The organism is Ellagibacter isourolithinifaciens (assembly GCF_008831035.1).
GTDB classification, from domain to species: Bacteria; Actinomycetota; Coriobacteriia; order Coriobacteriales; family Eggerthellaceae; genus Ellagibacter; species Ellagibacter isourolithinifaciens.
The window spans coordinates 31,537-53,348 of sequence record NZ_WAJR01000007.1; the positions used below are offsets into that span (position 1 = coordinate 31,537).

Annotated in this window: 20 protein-coding genes and 1 tRNA gene; 16 read left to right on the forward strand and 5 right to left on the reverse strand. The window is 60.6% G+C overall.

Annotation, left to right across the window (positions count from 1 at the left end; all coding sequences use genetic code 11):
* Nucleotides 1-108: 108 nt before the first annotated feature.
* Nucleotides 109-1,032, forward strand: a complete 924-nt coding sequence (gene ftsY, locus F8C90_RS04295; protein ID WP_158049221.1) for a signal recognition particle-docking protein FtsY — start codon at nt 109-111, stop codon at nt 1,030-1,032.
* Nucleotides 1,033-1,289: 257 nt separating this feature from the next.
* Here the strand turns inward: ftsY and F8C90_RS04300 are convergent, their stop codons facing one another.
* The 3 genes from F8C90_RS04300 to F8C90_RS04310 all read right to left on the reverse strand — a co-directional run bounded on the left by F8C90_RS04300 (nt 1,290) and on the right by F8C90_RS04310 (nt 2,999).
* Complete coding sequence (locus tag F8C90_RS04300) at nt 1,290-1,475, reverse strand: hypothetical protein (protein ID WP_158049222.1); 186 nt, start codon at nt 1,473-1,475, stop codon at nt 1,290-1,292.
* Between the two features lie 113 nt (nt 1,476-1,588).
* A complete protein-coding gene (gene sstT / locus F8C90_RS04305; RefSeq protein ID WP_158049282.1) occupies nt 1,589-2,827 on the reverse strand; it encodes a serine/threonine transporter SstT in 1,239 nt (412 codons plus the stop codon).
* Between the two features lie 86 nt (nt 2,828-2,913).
* Nucleotides 2,914-2,999, reverse strand: a tRNA-Leu gene (locus tag F8C90_RS04310).
* 412 nt (nt 3,000-3,411) lie between these two features.
* On the opposite strand from F8C90_RS04310, the gene F8C90_RS04315 reads away from it, so the two are divergent.
* The 5 genes from F8C90_RS04315 to F8C90_RS04335 all read left to right on the forward strand — a co-directional run bounded on the left by F8C90_RS04315 (nt 3,412) and on the right by F8C90_RS04335 (nt 8,350).
* Complete coding sequence (locus F8C90_RS04315; protein ID WP_170264541.1) at nt 3,412-4,548, forward strand: substrate-binding domain-containing protein; 1,137 nt, start codon at nt 3,412-3,414, stop codon at nt 4,546-4,548.
* A gap of 117 nt (nt 4,549-4,665) precedes the next feature.
* Entirely contained in the window at nt 4,666-5,544 is an 879-nt protein-coding gene (locus tag F8C90_RS04320; protein WP_170264542.1) for an ABC transporter ATP-binding protein, read from the forward strand.
* Complete coding sequence (locus F8C90_RS04325) at nt 5,541-6,467, forward strand: ABC transporter permease (protein ID WP_158049225.1); 927 nt, start codon at nt 5,541-5,543, stop codon at nt 6,465-6,467. The genes F8C90_RS04320 and F8C90_RS04325 overlap by 4 nt, the downstream gene beginning before the upstream one ends.
* A 75-nt stretch (nt 6,468-6,542) precedes the next feature.
* Complete coding sequence (locus F8C90_RS04330; protein ID WP_158049226.1) at nt 6,543-7,658, forward strand: biotin synthase BioB; 1,116 nt, start codon at nt 6,543-6,545, stop codon at nt 7,656-7,658.
* Nucleotides 7,659-7,672: 14 nt separating this feature from the next.
* Nucleotides 7,673-8,350 carry a leucine-rich repeat domain-containing protein gene (locus F8C90_RS04335; RefSeq protein WP_158049227.1) on the forward strand — a complete coding sequence of 226 codons (678 nt, stop codon included), beginning with the start codon at nt 7,673-7,675 and terminating at the stop codon, nt 8,348-8,350.
* A 14-nt stretch (nt 8,351-8,364) separates the two neighbouring features.
* On the opposite strand, the gene F8C90_RS04340 is transcribed toward F8C90_RS04335, so the two are convergent.
* Nucleotides 8,365-9,099, reverse strand: a complete 735-nt coding sequence (locus F8C90_RS04340; RefSeq protein WP_158049228.1) for a DUF1847 domain-containing protein — start codon at nt 9,097-9,099, stop codon at nt 8,365-8,367.
* A gap of 225 nt (nt 9,100-9,324) precedes the next feature.
* On the opposite strand from F8C90_RS04340, the gene tig reads away from it, so the two are divergent.
* The 10 genes from tig to F8C90_RS04390 all read left to right on the forward strand — a co-directional run bounded on the left by tig (nt 9,325) and on the right by F8C90_RS04390 (nt 20,176).
* Nucleotides 9,325-10,731, forward strand: a complete 1,407-nt coding sequence (gene tig / locus F8C90_RS04345) for a trigger factor (protein WP_158049229.1) — start codon at nt 9,325-9,327, stop codon at nt 10,729-10,731.
* 189 nt (nt 10,732-10,920) lie between these two features.
* Entirely contained in the window at nt 10,921-11,550 is a 630-nt protein-coding gene (locus F8C90_RS04350; protein ID WP_158049230.1) for an ATP-dependent Clp protease proteolytic subunit, read from the forward strand.
* Between the two features lie 29 nt (nt 11,551-11,579).
* Entirely contained in the window at nt 11,580-12,950 is a 1,371-nt protein-coding gene (gene clpX / locus F8C90_RS04355; RefSeq protein WP_158049231.1) for an ATP-dependent Clp protease ATP-binding subunit ClpX, read from the forward strand.
* A 90-nt stretch (nt 12,951-13,040) separates the two neighbouring features.
* On the forward strand, nt 13,041-15,719 hold the full coding sequence (locus tag F8C90_RS04360; protein ID WP_158049232.1) for a valine--tRNA ligase: 2,679 nt from the start codon (nt 13,041-13,043) through the stop codon (nt 15,717-15,719).
* A 176-nt stretch (nt 15,720-15,895) separates the two neighbouring features.
* A complete protein-coding gene (locus F8C90_RS04365; RefSeq protein WP_158049233.1) occupies nt 15,896-16,468 on the forward strand; it encodes a zinc ribbon domain-containing protein in 573 nt (190 codons plus the stop codon).
* Between the two features lie 374 nt (nt 16,469-16,842).
* On the forward strand, nt 16,843-18,255 hold the full coding sequence (ffh, locus tag F8C90_RS04370) for a signal recognition particle protein (protein WP_158049234.1): 1,413 nt from the start codon (nt 16,843-16,845) through the stop codon (nt 18,253-18,255).
* A gap of 198 nt (nt 18,256-18,453) precedes the next feature.
* Nucleotides 18,454-18,996, forward strand: coding sequence for a flavodoxin family protein (locus F8C90_RS04375; protein ID WP_158049235.1), 543 nt, complete (start codon nt 18,454-18,456; stop codon nt 18,994-18,996).
* A 144-nt stretch (nt 18,997-19,140) separates the two neighbouring features.
* Nucleotides 19,141-19,386 (forward strand): 30S ribosomal protein S16, encoded by a 246-nt coding sequence (gene rpsP, locus F8C90_RS04380; RefSeq protein ID WP_158049236.1) that lies wholly within the window; start codon nt 19,141-19,143, stop codon nt 19,384-19,386.
* Between the two features lie 5 nt (nt 19,387-19,391).
* Nucleotides 19,392-19,646 carry a KH domain-containing protein gene (locus F8C90_RS04385; protein ID WP_158049237.1) on the forward strand — a complete coding sequence of 85 codons (255 nt, stop codon included), beginning with the start codon at nt 19,392-19,394 and terminating at the stop codon, nt 19,644-19,646.
* Nucleotides 19,646-20,176: a ribosome maturation factor RimM gene (locus tag F8C90_RS04390; protein ID WP_158049238.1), complete on the forward strand. Its 531-nt coding sequence runs from the start codon at nt 19,646-19,648 to the stop codon at nt 20,174-20,176. Before F8C90_RS04385 ends, F8C90_RS04390 begins: the two co-directional genes overlap by 1 nt.
* A gap of 154 nt (nt 20,177-20,330) precedes the next feature.
* Here the strand turns inward: F8C90_RS04390 and F8C90_RS04395 are convergent, their stop codons facing one another.
* Nucleotides 20,331-21,539, reverse strand: coding sequence for an IS110 family RNA-guided transposase (locus F8C90_RS04395; protein ID WP_170264543.1), 1,209 nt, complete (start codon nt 21,537-21,539; stop codon nt 20,331-20,333).
* Nucleotides 21,540-21,812 lie beyond the last annotated feature (273 nt).

A 21,812-nucleotide genomic window follows, 5' to 3' on the forward strand; every position in this document is an offset into this window, starting at 1 on the left:
TCAACGCCCTCGGCATTTTCGGATGTCGGGGGCGTTTCTTTGCTATGCTGTGATGCAGAAGATTCCGAGGCGTATTCCTGCCTCTTCGTTTTCCTGAAAGGATAGTACATGGGCTTTTTCGATCGCATCAGCGAGGGCCTTGCGCGCTCACGCGATAAATTCAAGGAGCAGATGAACGTCTTGCTCGATCGCGGGCCGGATTTGGACGATGAGTTTTGGGACGGGCTCGAGGAGACGCTCATCTTAAGCGATGTCGGCGCTCCGGCAGCGAGTTCCATCGTGGAGAACCTGCGCGACCAGGCGACGCGCAAGGCGCTTCCCGACGCCTATGCCGTGCTCGATATGTTGAACGAGCAGATTGCGAGCACGTTCACCGAGGGCGGGGAAGGGGTCTTCGGCGGCGACCCCGCGCTCGTGCTCTTCGTGGGCATCAACGGCACGGGCAAGACGACGACCGTCGGAAAGCTTGCCAAGGAGGCCTCCGATGCGGGCCGCAACGTTATCTTGGGCAGCGCCGATACCTTCCGAGCCGCCGCGATCGAGCAGCTCGAGGTCTGGGCTCGCCGTGCCGATGTCGAAGTGGTCGAGCGTGAGCGGGGAAGCGACCCCGCGAGCGTGTGTTATGCCACGATCGAGCGCGCGGAGGAAACGGGTGCGGATCTGGTGCTCATTGACACTGCAGGTCGCCTGCACACCTCTGCCGACCTTATGCGCGAGCTCGAGAAGGTCGTGAACGTCGTGCGCAAGCGCTCTCAGCTGCCGGTCTACACCGTGCTCGTCATCGATGCGACGACCGGCCAAAACGGCTTGCAGCAGGCGCGCGAGTTCAACAATGCGCTTTCTCTTGACGGCATCGTCGTCACCAAGCTCGACGGCACGGCGAAGGGCGGCATCGCGCTTGCCGTGAGCCACGAGCTTGAGCTTCCTGTGCTGAAGATTGGCGTGGGCGAGGGTATGGACGACTTGAAGGACTTCGATGCGCACGACTTCGCGCGCGCCCTTATAGGCGACTTCGACGAGCGTGGGGCGTAGCGGTCCTTCCCGTTTCAGCATCCGATGCGTGGCAACCCTGGCAACACGTTTAATACTCGTGAATCAAAAAACGCTCGGCCCTTGCGGACCGAGCGTTTTTCATGCAAACAAGATTGCTCTGGGACTACTTAGAGCAGATCGTTGTAACAAGAGTTCGCGATGACCTGTGCGGCCATAGCGCGGCTGAGAATGGTGCCAGCCTGGACGTAGCGGGTGCCGTCAACGTCGACGCCGGTGATGATCTTGTTAGCAACGGCTCAGTTGGCAGCTGCGGTGTAGAACTTTCCGTCCTCAACGTCAGCGAAGCCGGTTTCGTTCTTCGCGGTTGTGAAGTCAACACCAGCGGCTTCGGGGTCGACGATGCGATGGAGCACGGTGACGAACTCGGCGCGGGTGAGCTCATTGCTCGGCCTGAAGAGGTCGGTGTCGGCATAGCCGGTCATGTACTTGTTGAAGTTGCAGAACGTGACGGCATCCTCATAGAGGTGCAGGAAAAAGGAAAGCGCCCTCGACGGGGCGCTTTCTGGTGAGGCTCGGTTGTCTTTTCGGTAAAGCTCTACGCGGCTTCGATGTCCTTTCCAGGTTTGAAGTCGCGGCCTTCCTTTCTCCACTGGCTGTACTCGGCGGATGCGGCGAAGAGCACGTCGGAAGAGGAATTGAGCGCGGTCTCGCAGGAGTCCTGGATGACGCCGATCACGAAGCCGATGCCGACGACCTGCATCGCGATGTCGTTGCCGATGCCGAACAGCGAGCAGGCGAGCGGGATCAGGAGCAGGGAGCCGCCGGCGACGCCCGATGCGCCGCATGCGCTCACGGCGGAGAGGACCGACAGGATGATCGCGGTGGGGATGTCGACCTGGATGCCCATCGTGTGCGCCGCCATCATGGCCATGACCGAGATCGTGACCGCAGCGCCGCCCATGTTGATGGTCGCTCCGAGCGGGATGGAAAGCGAGTAGTTGTCCTTGTCAAGACCCAGCTTGCGGCACAGCTCCATGTTCACGGGGATGTTCGCCGCGGAGCTGCGGGTGAAAAACGCGGTGAGGCCGGAATCCTTCAGGCAGCGAAGAACAAGCCCGTAGGGGTTCTTGCGGAAGCACGCGAAGGAGAGGATCGGGTTGGTGACGAAGGCGATGAAGAGCATGCAGCCCACGAGCACGAGAAGCAGTTGGCCGTACTCGGTGAAGATTTCCAGACCGTTGGTGGAAACTGCCGTGTAGATGAGGCCCAGGATACCGAAGGGCGCGAGCGAGATAATCCAGCGGACGACGGTCGACACAGCGTCGGAGATGCTCGTGAACATGTCTTTCACCTGGTCGCTTGCGCGCCTAAGGGCGATGCCCAAAACGACGGCCCATGCGAGAATGCCGAGGTAGTTCGCGCTCATAAGCGCCGTGACCGGGTTGGCGACCACGTTGGTGACAAGCGTTGCGAGGACTTCCCCGATGCCGGAGGGCGAGGATTGCGCCTCGGCAGCGGCGGAGAGCGTGAGGTCGACGGGGAACAGGGTGCTTGCCAGGACGGCGACAGCGCCGGCGATGAAGGTGCCCACCAGGTACAAGATGATGACGAGCTTCATCTGCCCGCCGCCCTTCGCGTTGCACAGGGCGCTGATTACCAGGAAGAACACAAGGATGGGGGCGACGCTTTTCAGTGCGTTCACGAAAAGCGTGCCGAGCATCTCGATGATCTCGTTCCCGGGGATGACGAGCGCGAGGATGGTGCCGATGACGAGGCCCACGATGATGCGCTTGATGAGGCTGATCGAGTTCCAGGTTCGCCCAATCTTCTTGATGGTATCCACTGGCGGTCCTTTCAAATATAAAAGCTGCGCAAAAAGAAGCTGGGGGAAGGGTGCAGGAAAAGCACCCTTCCCCCAGCTGGTGCGGGCGAAAGGACTTGAACCTTCACGGGGGTTGCCCACCAGAACCTAAATCTGGCGCGTCTGCCAATTCCGCCACGCCCGCACACTTTGCTGCTTGAAAAACAGCGGACACATAATAGCAGAACGCCGCGCCATCGGAGCAGGGAAGATTCCGCTTTTGCGCCGACGGCGTCGAACGGCCAAGCAAACGGCTTACTTGCAGCGCTCGGGTATTCGGGAAAGGGAACATGGCGTTCGAGGACGCCGATTGCTTGATCCTGTTCATTTCAGTTAATGCGCAAACCTACCGTGAGACCTACCGCTTTGAGGCTCGTTGGTCCTCAGCCTGGTTTTCCAAAATGCCCTATTTCCTCTATATTTCGATTGCCTGTTCATTAAAATGCATCTATTATTAGATAGTATCGAATAGTTGTAGCACAACAAATAAAGGAATGACCCATATAGTGCATGGCGCCGCCGCGATGTTGTGCGCACCGAAGAAAGGAAATGGCAGTATGCAGGATCTTACTCGCCGCAATTTCGTGAAGGTCGCCGGCGCGACCACGGTGGCCGCGATGGCCGCTGGCGCCCTGTCCGGCTGCTCGAGCTCCGAGAAGAAAGATGATTCCGCGAAGGAGGAGTCCAAGGAAGAAGCCTTCATGGGCGAGGGCAAGGGCAAGCATCTCGTGTGCGCTGTCACTGGCAAGCTCATCAAGATCGCCCCGGCGATTCTCGCCAACCAGCTTGGCTATTTCGAAGAAGAGGGTTGCGACGTCGAGTTCCAGACCGTCGCCCTCGCTGACGCCATGGCTTCGATGTCGGTGAACAAGCTCGACATCGACCTGTTCGGCATCGTGCCGGCGTGTTCGTATGTTTCCCAGGGCATCGAGATCTTCGTGTTCGGCGGCACCATCCTGAACGGCTCCGAGATCATCTCTACGAAGGACTTCACCAAAGAGCTCAAGAAGGCGGAGGACTTCAAGGGCTTAAACATCGCCTGCAGCCGCGAGGAGTCCGGCCAGATCTACCTGAAGAACTTCCTGCAGGAAAGCGGCCTTAAGCTTGGCGAGGACGTCGTCTTCGAGTACGTTGACAATGCGACCACGGCGCTCGAGGGCCTGCGCTCCGGCCAAAACGATTTATTCATCACGAACAATGCCATGGGTTACACCTATTCCACCAGCATGGACGACATCAAGGTTGCCGCTGTTCCGGCCGACATCACGGGCGATTACCCCTGCTGCCGCCAGAACTGCTCCGAGGACGCATATCACAACAAGTTCCTCTCGCTCGTCGACTTCGAGATTGCGCTTATCCGCGGTTACGACTACTACCTCAACAACAAGGAGGACGTCATCAAGCGCCTTGTCGACTACTCCGCGCAGAGTGCCGACTACGTCGAGGCGGCGATGTATGGCACGAGCGACTACCGCAACATCATGAACCTCTCGCCAGATCCGCATACCAAGGAGATCGTGAAGTTCTACAAGGCTATGCAGAACATCGGCGAAATCGAGAAGAGCGACTACGATATGGCGGATTACGCAACTTCTGCCGTGTATAAGAAGGCGCTCGATACCCTCGTCGAGCGCGAGCCCGATAACGCCACCTTTAAGAAGCTTGCCGAGGACTTCAGCAAGTATAACGACTAGGTGGTAATCGTTTAGAACGCTGATGAAACTGCAGGCGGCGGCTTCCTTTGCAGGGGGTCGCCGCTTTGGCGCACTTTCGTGGTTTTGCGCGCAGACGACATGGAAAGGAGGGTCCGCGTGGGCAGTTTGTCCCTTCGGGACCTATGCTTTACCTACGATGAGGACCTCGTCAAGGGGGTGCAGCATCACCGTATCGCCCCCGACGAGGTTCCCGGGGAAAAGCTGGTGCTCAAGCACCTCGACCTCGAAGTCGCCGACGGGGAGTTCCTCTGCCTTGTGGGGCATTCGGGGTGCGGGAAATCGACGACGCTTCGGATTCTTGCTGGTTTGCAAAAGCCGATCGCGGGAACCATCGAGACGAACGGCAACCCAATCGAAGGCCCCGGTCTCGACCGGTCGGTTGTGTTCCAGAACTATTCGCTCTTCCCGTGGATGACGGTAAAGAAGAACGTCGAGTTCGGCATCAAGCAGGCGTCCATTGAGCTTTCGCGCGGCCTGTCGAAAGGCCAGATGTCCGACATCGCCGACGAGTACCTCACAAAGGTGTCCATGCGAAAAGCTGCCGACCTTTATCCCTACCAGCTCTCCGGCGGCATGCGCCAGCGCGTCGCCATCGCCCGCGCTTTGGCGATGGACACAGAGGTGCTGCTCTTCGACGAGCCCTTCGGTGCACTCGACATCAAGACACGTCGCGAGTTGCAGATGCTTATGGAGGACCTTTGGGTATCGGGGCGGAAGAAAACCGCGGTCTTCGTCACGCACGACATCGAGGAGGCGTTGCTTCTGGCCGACCGCATCGTGTTCATGAGCGCCGGCGAGTTCCGCGACGAGTTCGAGGTTTCGGCCCCTCGTCCCCGCGTTCCCGAGGTCTACTTCGAGACGCCCGAGTACAAGCGGATGCATGCCCATTTGCTCGATTTGTTCTACAAGGCGGAAGAGACGAAGCTCGATCAGGCCGACCGCGAGCAGGTCTTCGACGGAGGTGCTACGCTATGAGAAAAGCCATGAAGCTGCGCATCGTCTTCGCGCATCTGCTGATGGCGGCGCTTATCTTGGTGGTGGCCCTCGTTCCGAACCATCGCCGCAACGTGGCCGACCCGACAGCGTTCTTCGTCACCATCGGCATTATCGAGGTGCTCTACCTGGTGGCGCTTGTGCACGGGCGCAAGCAGGATCCCTTCCCGCAGGGCTCGACCGACATCACGCTGTGTGTATGGGTGCTCCTGCTTTTGTGGGAGATTTTCGGCCCCGTGCTCGGCATCGCGCACAACGTGCTGCTCCCGTCGCCTGAAAACGTGTTCAACGTGTTTGCCGATCACGGTGGCGAGCTGGCCTTAAGCGTCGTCTCGTCGCTCGAGCTTTTACTATCGGGTTTTTTCTTCGGTACGCTGTTCGGCGTCATCTTGGGCGTGATCTGCGGCTGGATTCCTCGCTTGCGCGCGATGTTCTACCCGATTGCGAACGTGTTTGCGCCGATCCCTTCGGTCGTGTTCACGCCGTTTCTCGTCATCCTCATGCCCAACTACCGCCTCGCTGCCGTGATGGTCATCCTGCTCGGCGTGTTCTGGCCGCAGTTCTTGAGCATGATCTTGCGCGTTGGCTCGCTGCCGCCTGCAATCATCGACAACACACGCGTGCTCAAGGTGAGCAACCTGACCATGATTACGAAGATCATCATGCCATACATTTTGCCGGACATCTTGAAGGGCCTGCGCATCTCGCTTACGACTGGCTTCCTCATGCTTATGTACGCGGAGAGCTTCGGCGCCAAATCGGGCATTGGGTACTGGATTTCCAATGCGAACGTGTTCGCAAACTATGCGAATATCTACGCTGGTATTATTACCTGCGGTATCACCGTCACCGTTTTAAATTACGGCTCCGCGTGGTTGCAGAAGCGCTTTACCAAGTGGCACTAGTGCGGCCACTTTCGAGGACATCTCGATAGAGTGCTCGGCGCTATAAGGGCGTGGGGTGGAAAGAAGGGGGAGAAAATGAATCAAGAAGTGAAGACGATGATCGATCGTGCGACCGATGAGTCGCTGCGCGGGGCAACCCAGCCCAAGGAGGTCATCGTATCCATGCTCGAACTCGATCCCGAGTCCGAGGAAGTCGCTTACCTGCGCAAATGCGCTTCCCGCATCGCTCATTTCGCGTCGGGGAACAAATGTGGTATCGCGGGCGCCATTGGGGTCGACATGTGCAGCTGCGACATGAACTGCAAGTTCTGCTCGTTCGGAACTGAATGGGGCCTCGTCACCGACGAGATTACCTACACCAAAGAGGAAGTCATTGAGATGGCGCGGGCCTATGTCGAGGCAGGCATCACGACGCTCACGTTGCGCTCTACCGAGTTCTACGATCTGAAGGTGCTCACCGAGTGGCTTGCCGATATTCGCGAGCAGGTGCCGGGCGACTATCTTATCAACCTGAACGTGGGCGAGCTCACGCCGGCGATGGCCGAGGCAGCTTACCAGGCGGGTGCCACGAGCGCCTACCACGTCTGCCGCATGCGCGAGGGAATCGATACCCCCTTCGACCCCAAGCTGCGCGAGCAGACTATCCGCGCGATCGCGGGGTCGCCGCTTCGCTGGGGCACGTGCGTAGAGCCCATCGGCATTGAGCACACCAGCGAGGAAATTGCCGACAAAGTGCTTTACAACATGTCGCTTAACCCTTTCGGCATGGGCGTCATGTTCCGCGTGAACGTGCCTGGGACGCCGTTTGAAGGGGTGGAACCTGTCTCGAAGCCCCGCATGCTGCAAATCCTGGCCACCGTGCGTATTGCTGTCGGGTCGCGCATCCATTCCATGGGGTGCCACCCCGCCATCCCCGAGGCGCTTTACTCGGGTGCGAACGGATGCACCGTTGAGCGTGGCGCGAACCCGCGCGATACCGAGTTCAACGAGGACGAATGGCGCGGCTTCACCGTGGAGGACGCCGTCGCGCGCATCCGCGAGGCGGGATTCGAGCCAGGGCTTGCTGACCCCGACCCGCGCTTTCGCGCCGACGGTAAGAACTGGTGGAAGGTGGGTAACCCCGAAGATTACGTAATGCCCGATCCGCTCGCCTCGGCGGGCGCTGGCTGTTGCTGTGGCAAGCGCTCGTAGGGAATGCAGAGCCGATGCCTTTTGGGATTGCGATAGAGCACTATGAGAGCGACGGCGCGCGCGAGGTGTCCTTCCCGCTTGGCGTGCGCCGTATCGGCGATGAGGCGTTTCGCGGATGCGACGACCTTGAGGATGTCGCCGTGCCCGAGGGAGTGTGCGAAATCGGGGCCTACGCGTTTTCTGCATGCCTGAACCTGCGGCGTGTTTCGCTGCCAGAGAGCCTTTCGTCTCTCGGGGCGTCAGCGTTCGAGCACTGTCAGAAGCTCGAGGAGATAATCCTGCCGTCGAATTTGCGCTACGTGCCGACGGGAGCCTTTAAAGGCTGCTTTGCGCTGCGGCGCGTTTCGGGAGGGGAGGGGCTTGTTGAAATCGGCGACCAGGCGTTTTCGAACTGCCGTGCGCTCGAGGTCGTGCCCCCTCTCGATGCAGTGGAGGCCATAGGGCGCCGCGCCTTTTCGGGCTGCCGTGCCTTGCGAAGCGTTGAGTTCCCCAGCCTTTTGAGGGCGCTCGGCGACGAGGCATTCTTAAGTTGCCCCGACATTTCCAACGTCGTCTTTCCTGAGGAAATCGACGAGGTGGGGCACGGCGTGTTCAAGGGTTGTCCGAAGCTCGATCGCTCGGATGTTCCCGAGCGCATCGCGGCGCGTCTGTTCCCTGATGGAGAGGGTCCTTGCGAATCCTCGGATCGCTAAGCGCGCTTGGGCGTCTATTCCTGCCCGCTCATTTTCTCCTGCGCATCATCTCGCGCCGCGAACGATTCGTCGGGGCGCATCATGCGGTTCCAAAGCGAACTTGTGGTTGAGGCCCAAAGTGCCGCCCCCGGATTGTTTACCATGGCCTTATCTTTGGTCATGAGCGTGGTCACGGGCGCATCCGAGAGCTTGTAGAAATACGAGTCGTGCCCCACGCACAGTCCCATGAGCACGTTGAGGTCGGTCTTCTCGGCGTTGAGGCGCCTTACCTGCGTGAGTGGGTTGCAGGCGACCAGCCCGAAGTTGCAGCAGCTCTCTTTAAGTCCCATCTGCGCGTTCGAGAGCGCGCCGACCTTGCAAGTGTAGCCCACCACTTTGTAGTTGTGTATACGCAGGATCTTCGCGAAGATCCGCGCCTCATCGGCAACGCCCGCGCAAAACGCGACTCCGATTTTCTTGTATCCCATGCGCCTCGCGTAATCCATTGTCTCCTCGGCGCGGCAGAGCTGTTCCGCGAAGCCGCGGGCGGTGGTCTCCGCCGTTGCCTTCATGAACTCGTAGGTCTCGGCGTCCTCTTCGTAGTCGTGGCGAAGCAGGGCTGCCTCCTCGTCGGTCATGCCGCGCGTCTCGCAGAAGGAGGGGTAGCGGCCGTTGTTGTGAGCGCAGCCGAGCGTCTTGCAATCGACGCAGCTTGGGCGCTCCGGTCTGATTTCCTGTGCTTTTTGTTGGGTGCCGCAGCAAGATGTCATGGGTCTTAGCGCCGCCTTTCGGTTCGCTCTCGTTCCGTTCGCTTCCTCTTCAGTATAAGACGTTCCGTGTGGATGTCTTTGTTTGGTTGGCACAACTTCGTCATATGTGCGATAATCCCTCCTTGGTGCGCATTCGGGCCGATGTACGGCCGCGCTGTCCGATTCGGCCAGATTCGATTGCGCGCTGCACGAATCGTGCGATAAGCGAACGATGGAGGAAAGCTAGTGGAAACAAAAGTAGAGGCATTGCAGGACAACAAGGTCAAGGTGACCGTCACCGTCGATGCCAAAGAAGTCGACAATCGCATCAAGAAGGCTTACAAGGACTTCGCGAATAAGTACAATTTCCCCGGATTCCGCAAGGGCAAGGCGCCCCGTCCGATTATCGACAACGCGCTCGGCGCCGAGGCTGTGCCTGCCAGCGTCACCGATGATATCGTGAACGGCTGCTATCCGCTCGCTATCGACAGCTGCGACCTGTATCCCGTCGGCGAGCCCGAGTTCGGCGAGCCTGTGCTCGTCGAGGGTGGCAAGCCCTACGAGTTCTCCTTCGAGGTCGAGTGCAAGCCGACCTGCGAACTCTCCGATTACGAGCCGGTCGAAGTGAAGCTTCCGGCCGAAGGCGCGTCCGAGGCTGAAATCGACCAGCAGATCGAGGCGCTGCGCGACTACTATCATGAGTTCGAGAACGCCAACGCCAACACCAAGGTGAAGGCCGATTCCTACGCCGACCTCAAGATCGCCGCGACCGACGAGAACGGCGAGGACGTGAGCACGCTGTCGAGCGAGTCCCGTATGTGCCTCATGGGCTCCGGCATGTTCCCGGCCGCCTTCGACGAGCAGGTCATCGGCCTGAAGAAGGGTCAGACCGCGAGCTTCTCCGTCAACGTCGAGGACGCGAAGGACGCGACTCTTATGGCCTCCCTCGAGGGCAAGACCAAGACGGTGAATTTCGAGGTCGAGGTTCTCGCCGTGAAAAAGCAGGTGCTCCCCGAGCTCACCGACGAGTGGGTCAAGGACACGCTGGGCTTCGATGACGTCGCCGACCTGCGCGAGCGCGTTGCCGACAGCATCAAGGAGCAGAAGGAAGACGTCCTTCCGCGCATGAAGGAAAACGCCTGCCTCATCGAGCTTGCCAAGCGTCTCGACGTCGAGGTCCCTGCCGCCGTGCAGGAGCAGACCGAGGCCAAGCTGCTGCAGGACTTCTTCTCCCAGCTGCAGAACCAGGGCGCTAGCTTCGACATGTATCTCCAGCAGAACGGCATCACCGCCGACCAGTTCAAGGCCGACGTGAAGCAGCAGGCCGCCGACACCGCCAAGCAGGACATGGCGCTCGACGCGTGGGCAGCGCATTTCGAGCTGAAGGTTACCGACGAGGAAGTTCTCGAAGAGTTCGAGAAGTCCGGTGCCAAGGACCCGAAGGCTCTCCTGAAGGAGTGGCGCGAAGGCGGTCGCCTCCACCTGGTCCGCGAGGCTCTGCTTCGCACCCACGCCGTGCTTGACGTGATGGAGAAGGCCAAGGTCACCGAGTACGATCCCGCCGAGGAAGCTGAGGAAGAGAAGAAGGCTGCCAAGAAGTCTTCCAAGAAGGCTGCCAAGAAAGAGGAAGAGGCTGCCGACGCCGAGGCGTAGCATCTCGCCCTCAAGCTTCAACCGATCGCGTAACGGGGTCGATGCATCTGCGTCGGCCCCGTTTTATGCTTATCGTGAACGGCGTGTTCGCGACCCCTTGCGCGAAGCGGCAAGCTGTTCCATCATGTGAAGCAGAATGCAATTTCGCGGCCCCGTGAGGCCGCGTCCTTTTCGAAAGCGAGGCTTTTTATGAGCATCGAACGTGCCACTTCGGCGCTGATCCCCTACGTCATCGAGCAATCCCCGCGCGGTGAGCGCAGCTACGACATCTATTCTCGTCTCTTAAACGACCGCATCATCTTCCTCGGCGAGCCCATCGATGACCATGTGGCGAACTCCGTCGTCGCGCAGATGCTCCATCTCGAAAGCGCCGATCCCGAAAAGGATATCTCGCTCTACATCAACACTCCGGGTGGCAGCGTGTCTGCGGGCCTCGCCATCTACGACACCATGCAGTTCGTGAAGTGCGACGTGTCCACCATTTGCCTGGGCATGGCGGCATCCATGGGTGTGCCCCTTCTGACTGGCGGCGCGGCGGGTAAGCGCTTCATCCTGCCGAACGCCCAGGTCATGATTCACCAGCCCATGGGCGGCACCGGCGACGGCCACACCCAGCAGACCGACATCCAGATCATGGCCGACGAGATCAAGAAGACGCGCGACCGCTTGGAGGGCATCATCGCCAAGCACTGCGGCAAGACCCAGGAGCAGGTGCACGTCGATTGCGAGCGCGACAACTGGCTTTCCGCTGAGGAAGCGAAGGCATACGGCCTGGTCGACGACATCATCACGAGCCATCGCGGCTCCTCCGACAAATAGAACCTAAGAAGAGAAGCGACCTAACGCATATGACAAACGAACGAAGAGGCGACCTTGGCTATCGCGGCGACGACGCGGTGTACTGCGCGTTTTGCGGGAAGTCATCCGACCAGGTGACCGCGATGATCGCAGGTCCGAACGGCATCAACATCTGCGACGAGTGCATCTCGGTGTGCGCCGACGCGATGATGCGCGACTTGGGCCTCTCGACCGCCTTCGACAGCATGTCCGACGAGGAGGCGGCCGGACGTCGTGGTTGCCGCCGCGCACAGGACCGCGGCGCAATCGTCGAGGCCGACATCGAGGATGCGACCCCGAACCCTGTCGATATTCTGGGCAACCTGCCCACACCCCACGAGCTCTACGCCGAGCTTTCCGAGCATGTGGTGGGCCAGGAAAACGCGAAGCGCGCCCTCTCCGTCGCCGTCTATAACCACTACAAGCGCATCAGCATGGAATCGGAGGCGCAGGAAGGCGACGTCGAGCTCGCGAAGAGCAACATCATGCTTTTGGGCCCCACGGGTTCCGGCAAGACGCTGCTCGCCCAGACGCTTGCGCGCACGCTGCGCGTCCCGTTCGCGATCGCCGATGCGACGACGCTCACCGAGGCGGGTTATGTCGGCGAGGACGTCGAGAACATCCTGCTCAAGCTGATCACCGCTGCCGACTTCGATATCCCGCGCGCGGAAATCGGCATCATCTACATCGACGAGATCGACAAGATTGCCCGCAAGGCTGAAAACCTCTCCATCACGCGCGACGTGTCGGGCGAGGGCGTGCAGCAGGCGCTTTTGAAAATCGTCGAGGGCACCGAGGCCTCCGTGCCGCCGCAGGGCGGGCGCAAGCACCCCCAGCAGGAACTCATCCACATCGACACGACGAACATCCTGTTCATCCTGGGCGGTGCGTTCGTCGGCCTGGCAGACATCATCGGCCAGCGCGTCGGAAAGAGCGGTCTGGGCTTCTCCTCCGAGCTGCCCGAGAGCAAGAAGCACGCCGAGGCTGAGCTTCTGGCGCAGGTGCTTCCCGAGGACCTGAACAAGTTCGGCATGATCCCCGAGTTCGTCGGCCGCATCCCTGTGATCACGGCGCTCAACGAGCTGTCCGAGGACGACCTTGTTCGCATCCTCACCGAGCCGAAGAACGCGCTCGTGAAGCAGTACACGAAGATGTTCGAGTTCGAAGATTCCACGCTCGAGTTCGAAAAGGACGCCCTGCGCGCCATCGCCCACGAGGCGCAGGAGCACGGCACGGGCGCTCGCGGCCTGCGCTCGATCTGCGAACGCGTGCTGCAGGACGTCATGTACGACCTGCCCGAGCACAAAGTCGCCACGCACGTCGTCGTGCGCGCGAGCGACATCACGGGGGAAACGGTCCCCGAGATCGTTCCCGCTTCCTAAGCCGCACTTTCCCGGGGCGCCTTTTGCGGGCGCCCCTCTCGGCGTTTCGGCGCCTGTCCGCTTACGTTTCATCGAAGGAGCTTGCATCCAATGGAAAACATGCCGAAGAATTACGACGCAGAAGCCGTCGAGCAGCGCATGCTCGATAAATGGCTCGCTGGCGACTACTATCGCCGCAACCCCGGCGTGGGCGATTGCACGGTGACGATTCCGCCGCCGAACGTGACCGGCAAGCTTCATATGGGCCACGCGCTCGACGACACCATCCAGGACACCATCATCCGCATGAACCGCATGCGCGGCATCTCCACCCGCTGGATCTTGGGCACCGACCATGCGGGCATCGCCACGCAGACGAAGGTGGACAAAAAGCTCGCGTCCGAGGGAATCTCCCGCCGCGAGATCGGCCGCGAGAAGTTCGTCGACGCCTGCTGGGACTGGACGCACGAGTACGGCGGGCACATCGTCGAGCAGATCAAGCGCATGGGCTGCTCGATAGACTTCTCCGACCCTCACTTCACCATGGATGCCGACTACGCCACCGCGGTGCGCAAGGTCTTTTGCGACTGGTACCATGACGGGCTGATTTACCGCGGCAAGCGCATCGTGAACTGGTGCCCGCATTGCACGACGGCCATCGCCGACGACGAGGCGGAGTACAAGGAAGAAGACGGCCATCTGTGGTACCTGCGCTACCCGCTCGTCGAGCCTGTCGATGGGCAGGAATACGTCGTGGTTGCCACCACGCGCCCCGAGACGATGCTCGGCGACACCGGCGTGGCGGTCTCTCCGAAGGACCACGACAAGGACAAGTTCGTCGGTGCGAAGGTTCGCCTTCCCATCGTCGACCGCGAGATTCCCATCTTCTCCGACTTCTACGTCGATGCGGGCTTCGGCACGGGCTTTGTGAAGGTAACCCCCGCCCATGACCCCAACGACTATGGCATGGGCGAGCGTCACGGCCTTGAGAAGGTCAACATCTTCGACGAGACGGCGCACGTGGTCGAAGGCTACGGCGCGTTCTCGGGCATGGGCCGCGACGAGTGCCGCCAAGCGGTCGTCGCCTGGTTCGAGGAGCACGGCCTGCTCGACCATGTGGACGACCATCATCATTCCGTCATGCACTGCTATCGCTGCGACTCGACGCTCGAGCCGTGGCTGTCCGAGCAGTGGTTCGTCGCTGTCGACAAGCTGAAGGGACCGGCGACCGAGGCGGTCACCTCCGGCAAGGTCACCTTCCACCCCTCGCGCTGGACGCAGACGTATCTCACCTGGATGGAGAACCTCAAGGACTGGTGCATCTCGCGCCAGCTGTGGTGGGGCCATCGCATCCCCGTGTTCCATTGCGAGGACTGCGGTTGGGAAGACGCGCTTACGGAGGACACCGACGTGTGCCCGAAGTGCGGCAGCCACCATGTCGCGCAGGAAGAGGACGTGCTCGACACCTGGTTCTCGAGCCAGCTGTGGACGTTCGCCACGCAGGGTTGGCCCGAGCATCCCGAGCGCCTGGAAGGGCACCATCCGACGACCGCGCTCGTCACCGCGCGCGACATCATCGCGCTGTGGGTGGCGCGCATGATCATGTCGTCGACGTACTTTCTTAAGGAAATCCCGTTCAAGGACGTGGTCATCTACGCGACCATCCTCGCGAAGGACGGCACGCGCATGTCCAAGTCGAAGGGCAACGGCGTCGACCCGATGGACCTCATCTCCATGTACGGTGCCGACGCGATGCGCTTCAACCTGCTCACGCTCGTGACCAACAACCAGGACGTGCGCTTTGACGCCGATATCGACAAGAAGACCCACGAGCTTCTCGGCAGCCCGCGCACGGAGTCGGCACGCGCCTTCGTAACGAAGATTTGGAACGCGAGTCGTTTCGTCTTGGGCAACCTGGACGGCTTCACGCCCGGCGAGCCGCGCGCGGTCTCGCAGGCCGACGCGTGGATCTTCAGCCGTCTGGCGAAGCTTTCCGCCGAGGTCACGAAGGACATCGAAACCTACCAGTTCGGCGAGATGGCGCGCGAGCTGCACGCCTTCTTCTGGAACGAGTTCTGCGACTGGTACATCGAGTTTAACAAGGCGAGCCTGCGCGAAGAGGGCGATGCCCGCCTGCAGACGCAGCGCAACCTCGTGTACGTGCTTGACAACGCGCTTCGCCTCCTGCATCCCGCGATGCCGTTCGTCACGGAAGCTATCTGGGAAAACGTTCCGCATGCAGAAGGGGAGGCGCCCGCGCTCATGATGGCGAAGTGGCCCGAGCCCGAAAGCCTCGCGTCGCTTGTCGACGAGGAGTCCGAGCGTGCGGTGAGCCTTCTGTGCGATGTGGTGAGCGCCGTCCGCTCGACACGTGCGCGTTACGGCATCTCGCCCAAGCAAGAGCTTCCCGTGGTTTTGCGCGCTGGGTTTGAGAATGCCCGCGTCCTCGAGGGTCTAAAGAGTCAGATCATCTCGATGGCACGCGCGTCCGAGCTCTCGATCGTTCCGTCCGATGCGCACAAGCCCGCCGAGAGCGCCTGCGTCGTCGCGCACGGGTGCGAGGTGTATTGCGTGCTCACCGGCCTTATCGACTTCGAGGCCGAGCGCGCACGCCTCACCAAGGAACGCGCAACGCTTCAGAAGGACGAGGCCAAGTTCGCCAAGAAGCTTTCCAACCCAGGCTTCCTCGCGAAGGCAGCGCCTGAAATCGTGGAGAAGGACACGGCGAAGCTTGCCGAGCTGCGCGATAAGCTCGCGCGCGTCGAGGAACAGCTCGCCGAGTTGGGCTAGCGCAAGGTCAATGTACAAGCGACGCCCATGGTGGTACAAGGTCGAATCTTAATGGAGACCTGGCAACTCCATGGGCGACTTCGGCTCTGCGCTTTTCGGTGCCGCCGCATTTGCTATAATCATTCGCTAGTTGTTCGTAGCGCCTTAAAACGGCGCGAACTTGAAACGAGGAATCCATGTCCGAATTGATGTCGCAGCTCATTACGCCGGAACTGATGACAGCGTTCACGGTCTTCATCGTGCTGCTTGTGGTGCTTTATGTTCTTTCTATCGTGTGGGTCATCCGCGACGCCTACATGCGCGGGACGCATTGGTACGTTTGGGGCATCGTCGCGCTCGTGCCGCTTGTCGGCGTCATCGCGTACTGCCTGCTTCGTCCGCCCCTGTTGCAGATCGATCGCGACGAACAGGAACTCGAGGTTGCCCTGAAGCAGCGCGAGCTCATGAAGTACGGCGAGTGTGCGAACTGCGGCTATCCTGTCGAGTCCGACTACGTGCTGTGTCCGAACTGCCACACGCGCCTGAAGAACCTCTGCCCGAGCTGTCATCATGCGCTCGAGCCTGCATGGACCGTGTGCCCGTACTGCGCCACGCCGATGGGTCAGAACCGCAACGGTGGGTCGGCCCCACGTCGCCGTTCTCGCCCGCAGCAGGGCTCCGCTCCGCAGGGCCAAGTTGCCCGCGAGCCGCACAACCAGGTGCGCTCCCGCGCTCCGCGCACGCAAGAGCATCGTGAGGAAAGGGAATAAGGCGGACTTCGCTTTCTCGCCGAAAAACTGCCTGTTCAGGGCGTCGACTTCTCATTGAGGTTGGCGCCCTTTTTCGTTGGGGCGAGTTGGTGGGGCCGTGGTTCAGTGCACTTTTTGGAAGGGTTGAGGGTGAGGTAAATTGCTCAACTCCTGTCCCGCCCCTAGGTGAGCCCCGCTTGGCGAGAGGGAAATCACCCGACCTCTTCCTATCATGCTGACTCCTGTCTCATTCGCTTAAGACCCGCGAGCTCGCCGCCCGATTCCACGTTTTCGGTGCAGTCTTCGCGTGCTACCCGAGGACTTTTCCGTCATGCGCCCCACCTGGCGTATAATCCCAAGCACTGTGCACTTTTCGATTCCACACTGGAGGATTCATGCTTGAAAGTCTTTCCGAGCGATTGCAGGGCATATTCTCGGGCCTGCGCGGAAAAGGCCGCCTGACCGAGGAAGATATCAACTCTGCCATGCGCGAGATCCGCCTGGCGCTGCTCGAGGCTGACGTCAACTTCAAAGTCGTGAAGCAGTTCTGTGCTCGCACTAAGGAGCGCTGCCTCACCGCCGAGGTGCTCGAGTCGCTTACTCCGGCGCAAAACGTCGTGAAGATCGTGCTCGACGAGCTCACCGAGCTTTTGGGTCGCACCGACTCGAAGCTCGTCCTCTCGAGCCGCATTCCCAACGTCATCATGCTCGTCGGCCTGCAGGGCTCGGGCAAGACGACTGCCGCAGCCAAGCTCGCGTACCGTTTGAAGCAGGAAAAGCACTCGCCACTGCTCGTCGCGTGCGACGTGTACCGCCCTGCTGCCGCCGATCAGCTCCAGACGCTCGGCGACGAGATGGGGGTGCGCGTCTATCGCGGCGACGGGAAGGACCCGGTCGCCATCGCGAAGGAAGGCGTGCAGGACGCCATCGACCATCTGCGCGACGTCGTCATCGTCGACACGGCGGGCCGCTTGCACGTCGATGACGAGATGATGGAGGAAGCCGAGGCCATCAAGCGCGCCGTCAAGCCCGACCAGATCCTTATGGTTGTCGACGCGATGACCGGCCAGGACGTCGTGAACGTGGCGGCCGCGTTTGCCGAGCGCGTCGACTTCGACGGCGTCATCATGTCGAAGATGGACGGCGACGCCCGTGGCGGCGGCGCGCTTTCCATCAAGCAGGTCACAGGAAAGCCCATCAAGTTCATCAGCGCAGGTGAAAAGCCTGATTCGCTCGAGGAATTCCATCCCGACCGCATTGCCAAGCGCATCCTCGGCATGGGTGATATGGTGAGCCTCATCGAGAGCGCCGTGCGCGTCCAGCAGGAGGCCGAAGAGGCCGAAACGGCGAAGCGCCTCGCGAAATCGCAGCTCACGCTGAACGACTTCGTCGACATGAATCGCCAAATCCGCAAGATGGGCGGCGTGCGCAAGCTCGTGAGTGCGCTCCCCGGCGGTGACAAGGCACTTGGATCGGGGCAGGTCGATGAGGGCGCGCTCGATCACATGGAGGTCATCATCAACTCCATGACGAAGGCCGAGCGCGAGAAGCCCGACCTTCTGAACGGCAGCCGCCGCGCGCGCATCGCCGCGGGCGCCGGCGTGTCGGTCACCGAGGTGAACCAGCTCATGAAGCAGTTCAACGAGACCAAGAAGATGATGAAGAAGATGATGCCCTCGGTCGATGAGCTTTCCGGCAAGAAGGGCAAGAAGGGCAAGCGTCGCCGCCGTATCCCAGGTATGCCGGGCGGCATGAGCATGGCCGACATCAAGAAGGTGCAGGCGATGCTCGAACAGGGCGACAAGTAATCGAGCAGGGGTGGCGCCACGCTGCTCGAGCTTGCAATCAAAGAGCTCAACCGCCGCGAAGGCGTGCGGGGAGCGCGCAAGCTTGGTAAGAGCCACCTGAAGGAACTCGCCGCATGAGAAGCGGGGAAGTGCAGGTTCGTGCCCGGGCGGCAGGAAGAGAGGCCTGCTGCCGGGCGCATCACGAGAGAGGGGACGGTTATGTCTTGCAAGGTGCTGGTAGTGACGGGAAGCCCGCGCGTCGGCGGCAACTCCGACACGCTCGCCGAGGCGTTCATCGAGGGAGCGAAGTCGGCGGGCTGCGAGGTGCGGCGCATCGACGCCGGGCGCGCGAAGATTGCGGGCTGCCTTGGGTGCAACTACTGCTTCTCTCATGAAGGTGCATGCGTTCAGCAAGACGACATGCAGCAGTTCTATCCCGACCTTCACTGGGCGGACGTGCTCGTGTACGCCACGCCGCTCTACTGCTTCACATACCCCGCGCAGCTGAAAGCCTTCCAGGACCGCATGTTCTGCGGCATCGCGAAGTCGTTCAACATCCCGCGTGTCGGCCTGTTGCTCTGCCTCGAGGACAAGGACATCACGGCGGCGGACTCGTTGCTCGACACCTATAAGCGCTCGAACGCATACACGCATCAGGATAGCATCGGCGAGGTCGTTGTGAACGCCGTTTTCGAGAAGGGCGCCATCGCTGGAAACCCCGGTCTTGAGAAGGCTCGCGAGCTTGGTGCGAGCCTTGCATAGGCCTCTTTCGTCCGTTTGTGTGGGCATCATGCGTTCTCGCTTGCCATTTCCTTCAATTCTGAGTAATATTAGCAATCGCTGTTTTTCCCGAAGTTGAAGCTTCGCGGAAATCGAAAGATGTAAGGTTAAAAGGAGTTCAACTTCATGGCAGTCAAAATTCGCCTGGCTCGTCACGGCGCTAAGAAGCGTCCGTACTATCGTATCGTCGTTGCCGATGCTCGCGCTCCGCGTGACGGCAAGTTCATCGAAGAGGTCGGCCGCTACAATCCGTGCGTCGATCCTTCCATGATCAAGTTCGACCTCGAGAAGGTTGACAAGTGGATCGCCAACGGCGCACAGCCGACCGATACGGTCGCTCGTCTTCTCGAAACCGCTCGCAAGGAAGCGTAGAAGACATGTCCGAGCAGACGGAAGATCTCGTCGGCTTGGTTGACGCGATTGTTCGCCCCCTCGTCGACAACGAGGAAGATCTCGATATCCAGGGAAGCGAAACCGAAGAGGGCTCGATTCTCGTGGAGATTCGCGTGAACGAAGAGGACGCTGGCAAGATTATTGGCCGTCAAGGTCGCGTCATCAAGGCTATCCGCACGCTTGCACGCGCGGCGGCTTCCCGTGCCGACATTCCCGTTGATGTGGAGCTTGTTGAATAGTGCGCACCTGGGCTGATGTTGCCTGGTTGGCGACTGCGAAGAATCTAGATGGGGGGCTCGTCGTGCGAAGCGCGTCGGGCCTTCCTTTTTTGCTCGAGGAGGGCATGGAGGTGGCGTTCGTGCCGCCCGTGCTCGATATGCCTCGTCGCGCGATAGTTGAGGAAATCCGCCCGCAGGACGATACCTTCGCCGTCGTGTGGTTCGAAGGCGTGGACGACATCGACACGGCGAAGGCGCTGTGCGGATGCCACGTGCTCGTGCGTCGCGAGGAGCTTCCCGAACTTGCGCAGGCCATCGCGGCAGCGCATTCCGATGGCGTGTCCGGGTGGGAAGTCCATGATGCGCAGGCGGGCCTTCTGGGGACGCTTCTGCGTGTGGATGACAATCCTGGGCAGAGCCTTCTCGTCGTGGATCGTGCAGACGGGCAATCGCCTCTGCTCATTCCGCTCGTGGACGAGTTTTTGGTGGGAATCGACGAGGAACGCGAGCGCATCGACGTCGATGTGCCGGCGGGCCTTTTGAGCTTGTAGCAACGCAATCCCGCGAGATGGGCGTTCAGGGTCTGTCCTGGGCGCCCATTTTTCACTTCAAGGAGACCAGCTATGAGTAGTCAAGACCCGTAGACGCATTTTGCTAGACAGTTTTGCAATGTAAGTTTTTGTACCTTGACAGCTTTATATCGAATCATTCAGAACGCGATACCGGATTCGCATTCACCGCATCAGGGCGATAAGGCTCCTGCTTGGACAGCACGGCGTATATGACATGCACGAGCTTTCTCGCCACGGCTATGAGGGCCTCCCGATGGGATTTCCCGTCTGCTCTCTTCTTATCGTAGTAATCCCGAAAAGGCGTGCTGAGCCTGAGCTGCGCGGTCGCTGCCAGATAGAGGGCGCGTCGAAGGTAGGGCGAGCCCTGCTTCGTGATGTGATTCTCGCTTGAGGAGAACTTTCCCGATTGGCTGACGGAGGGGTTGATGCCCGCATAGCTGACGACGGCGGATGCGTTCCGGAAACGATGGATGTCGCCTATCTCGGACGCGATCTGCGCGCCGAGGATATGTCCGATGCCCGGGATGGTGAGGATGAGCGGCTCGGTCGTCTCGATCCCTTCTTCGATCCTGGCCTCCACCTCCTCGATCTGCCCCTCGATGAAGTCTATCTGCTCCACGAGCAGTTTGATCTGGAAGGAGAGGGTTCGCGTCCCTCTGTCGATGCCGCACGATTCCTTGGCGATGCCCTTGATCTCCTCGGCCTTCTCCCGTCCGAGCTTGCCGCGACTCGCGCGCGAGAGCGTGTTGCCGAGGGCGTCCACGCGGACGCCTCGGCACTCCTCAGGGGTCGGGCACTTCCTCAGGAACGCCTTGGAGCTCTCCCCGAAGGTGTCGGAAAAGATGGAATCGTACTCGGGAAATACCTGGTCCAGCGCCACTATCACCTGGCGCTTGAGGTCGGCGACGCTCTCCTTGAGACCCTGGTGAAGCCGTGTGAGCTGGCGCAGCTCTACCATCGACTCGTCTCCGAGCTTGCTGGGGCGAAACTCGCCAAGGCGCAAGGTGTCGGCTATGAGGATGCAGTCGACGAGGTCGGTTTTGACCCGAGAGCTTCCCTTGAAGCGGCGCATCGCATCGGTTCGTATGGGATTGATGACGACGACGTCGTAGCCTTGGGCGTGCAGGAAGCTGAACAGCGGCAGCCAGTAGTGGCCGGTGGCTTCCATGCCGACGAGCATCTCCTCCGCAGGTGCGCCCAGCCCTTCGAGGTAGGCTGCGCACTTGCCGAATCCTTCAGCGGAGTTTGCGAACTGCATGGGCTTGGCGGCATCCTTGCCGCGCTCGTCCACCGCACCGATGACGTGGCTCGATTTGGCTATGTCTATTCCAGCGTAGATCATGGACCTGCCTCCTTCGCACATGGCAGGCTCCTGCACTCCAAACGGGCTCGCAACCTCCTGAAAGAGACACGGGGTGGCCAAACAAAGGCCCCGCCATCCAGCTAATCCGCGAACCGCCCCGAATGGGGCAGGCTGTCAGACTCCTTGGCGGGGTCGCGATAAGCGCCCCAGGACATATGTCGACATACCTGCCTCGCCAGTAACTGCATCGCATTCTGAATGGTTCGATAGAAGCAGTCAAAACACGATAAGTAGATTGTAGGAGGACATCGG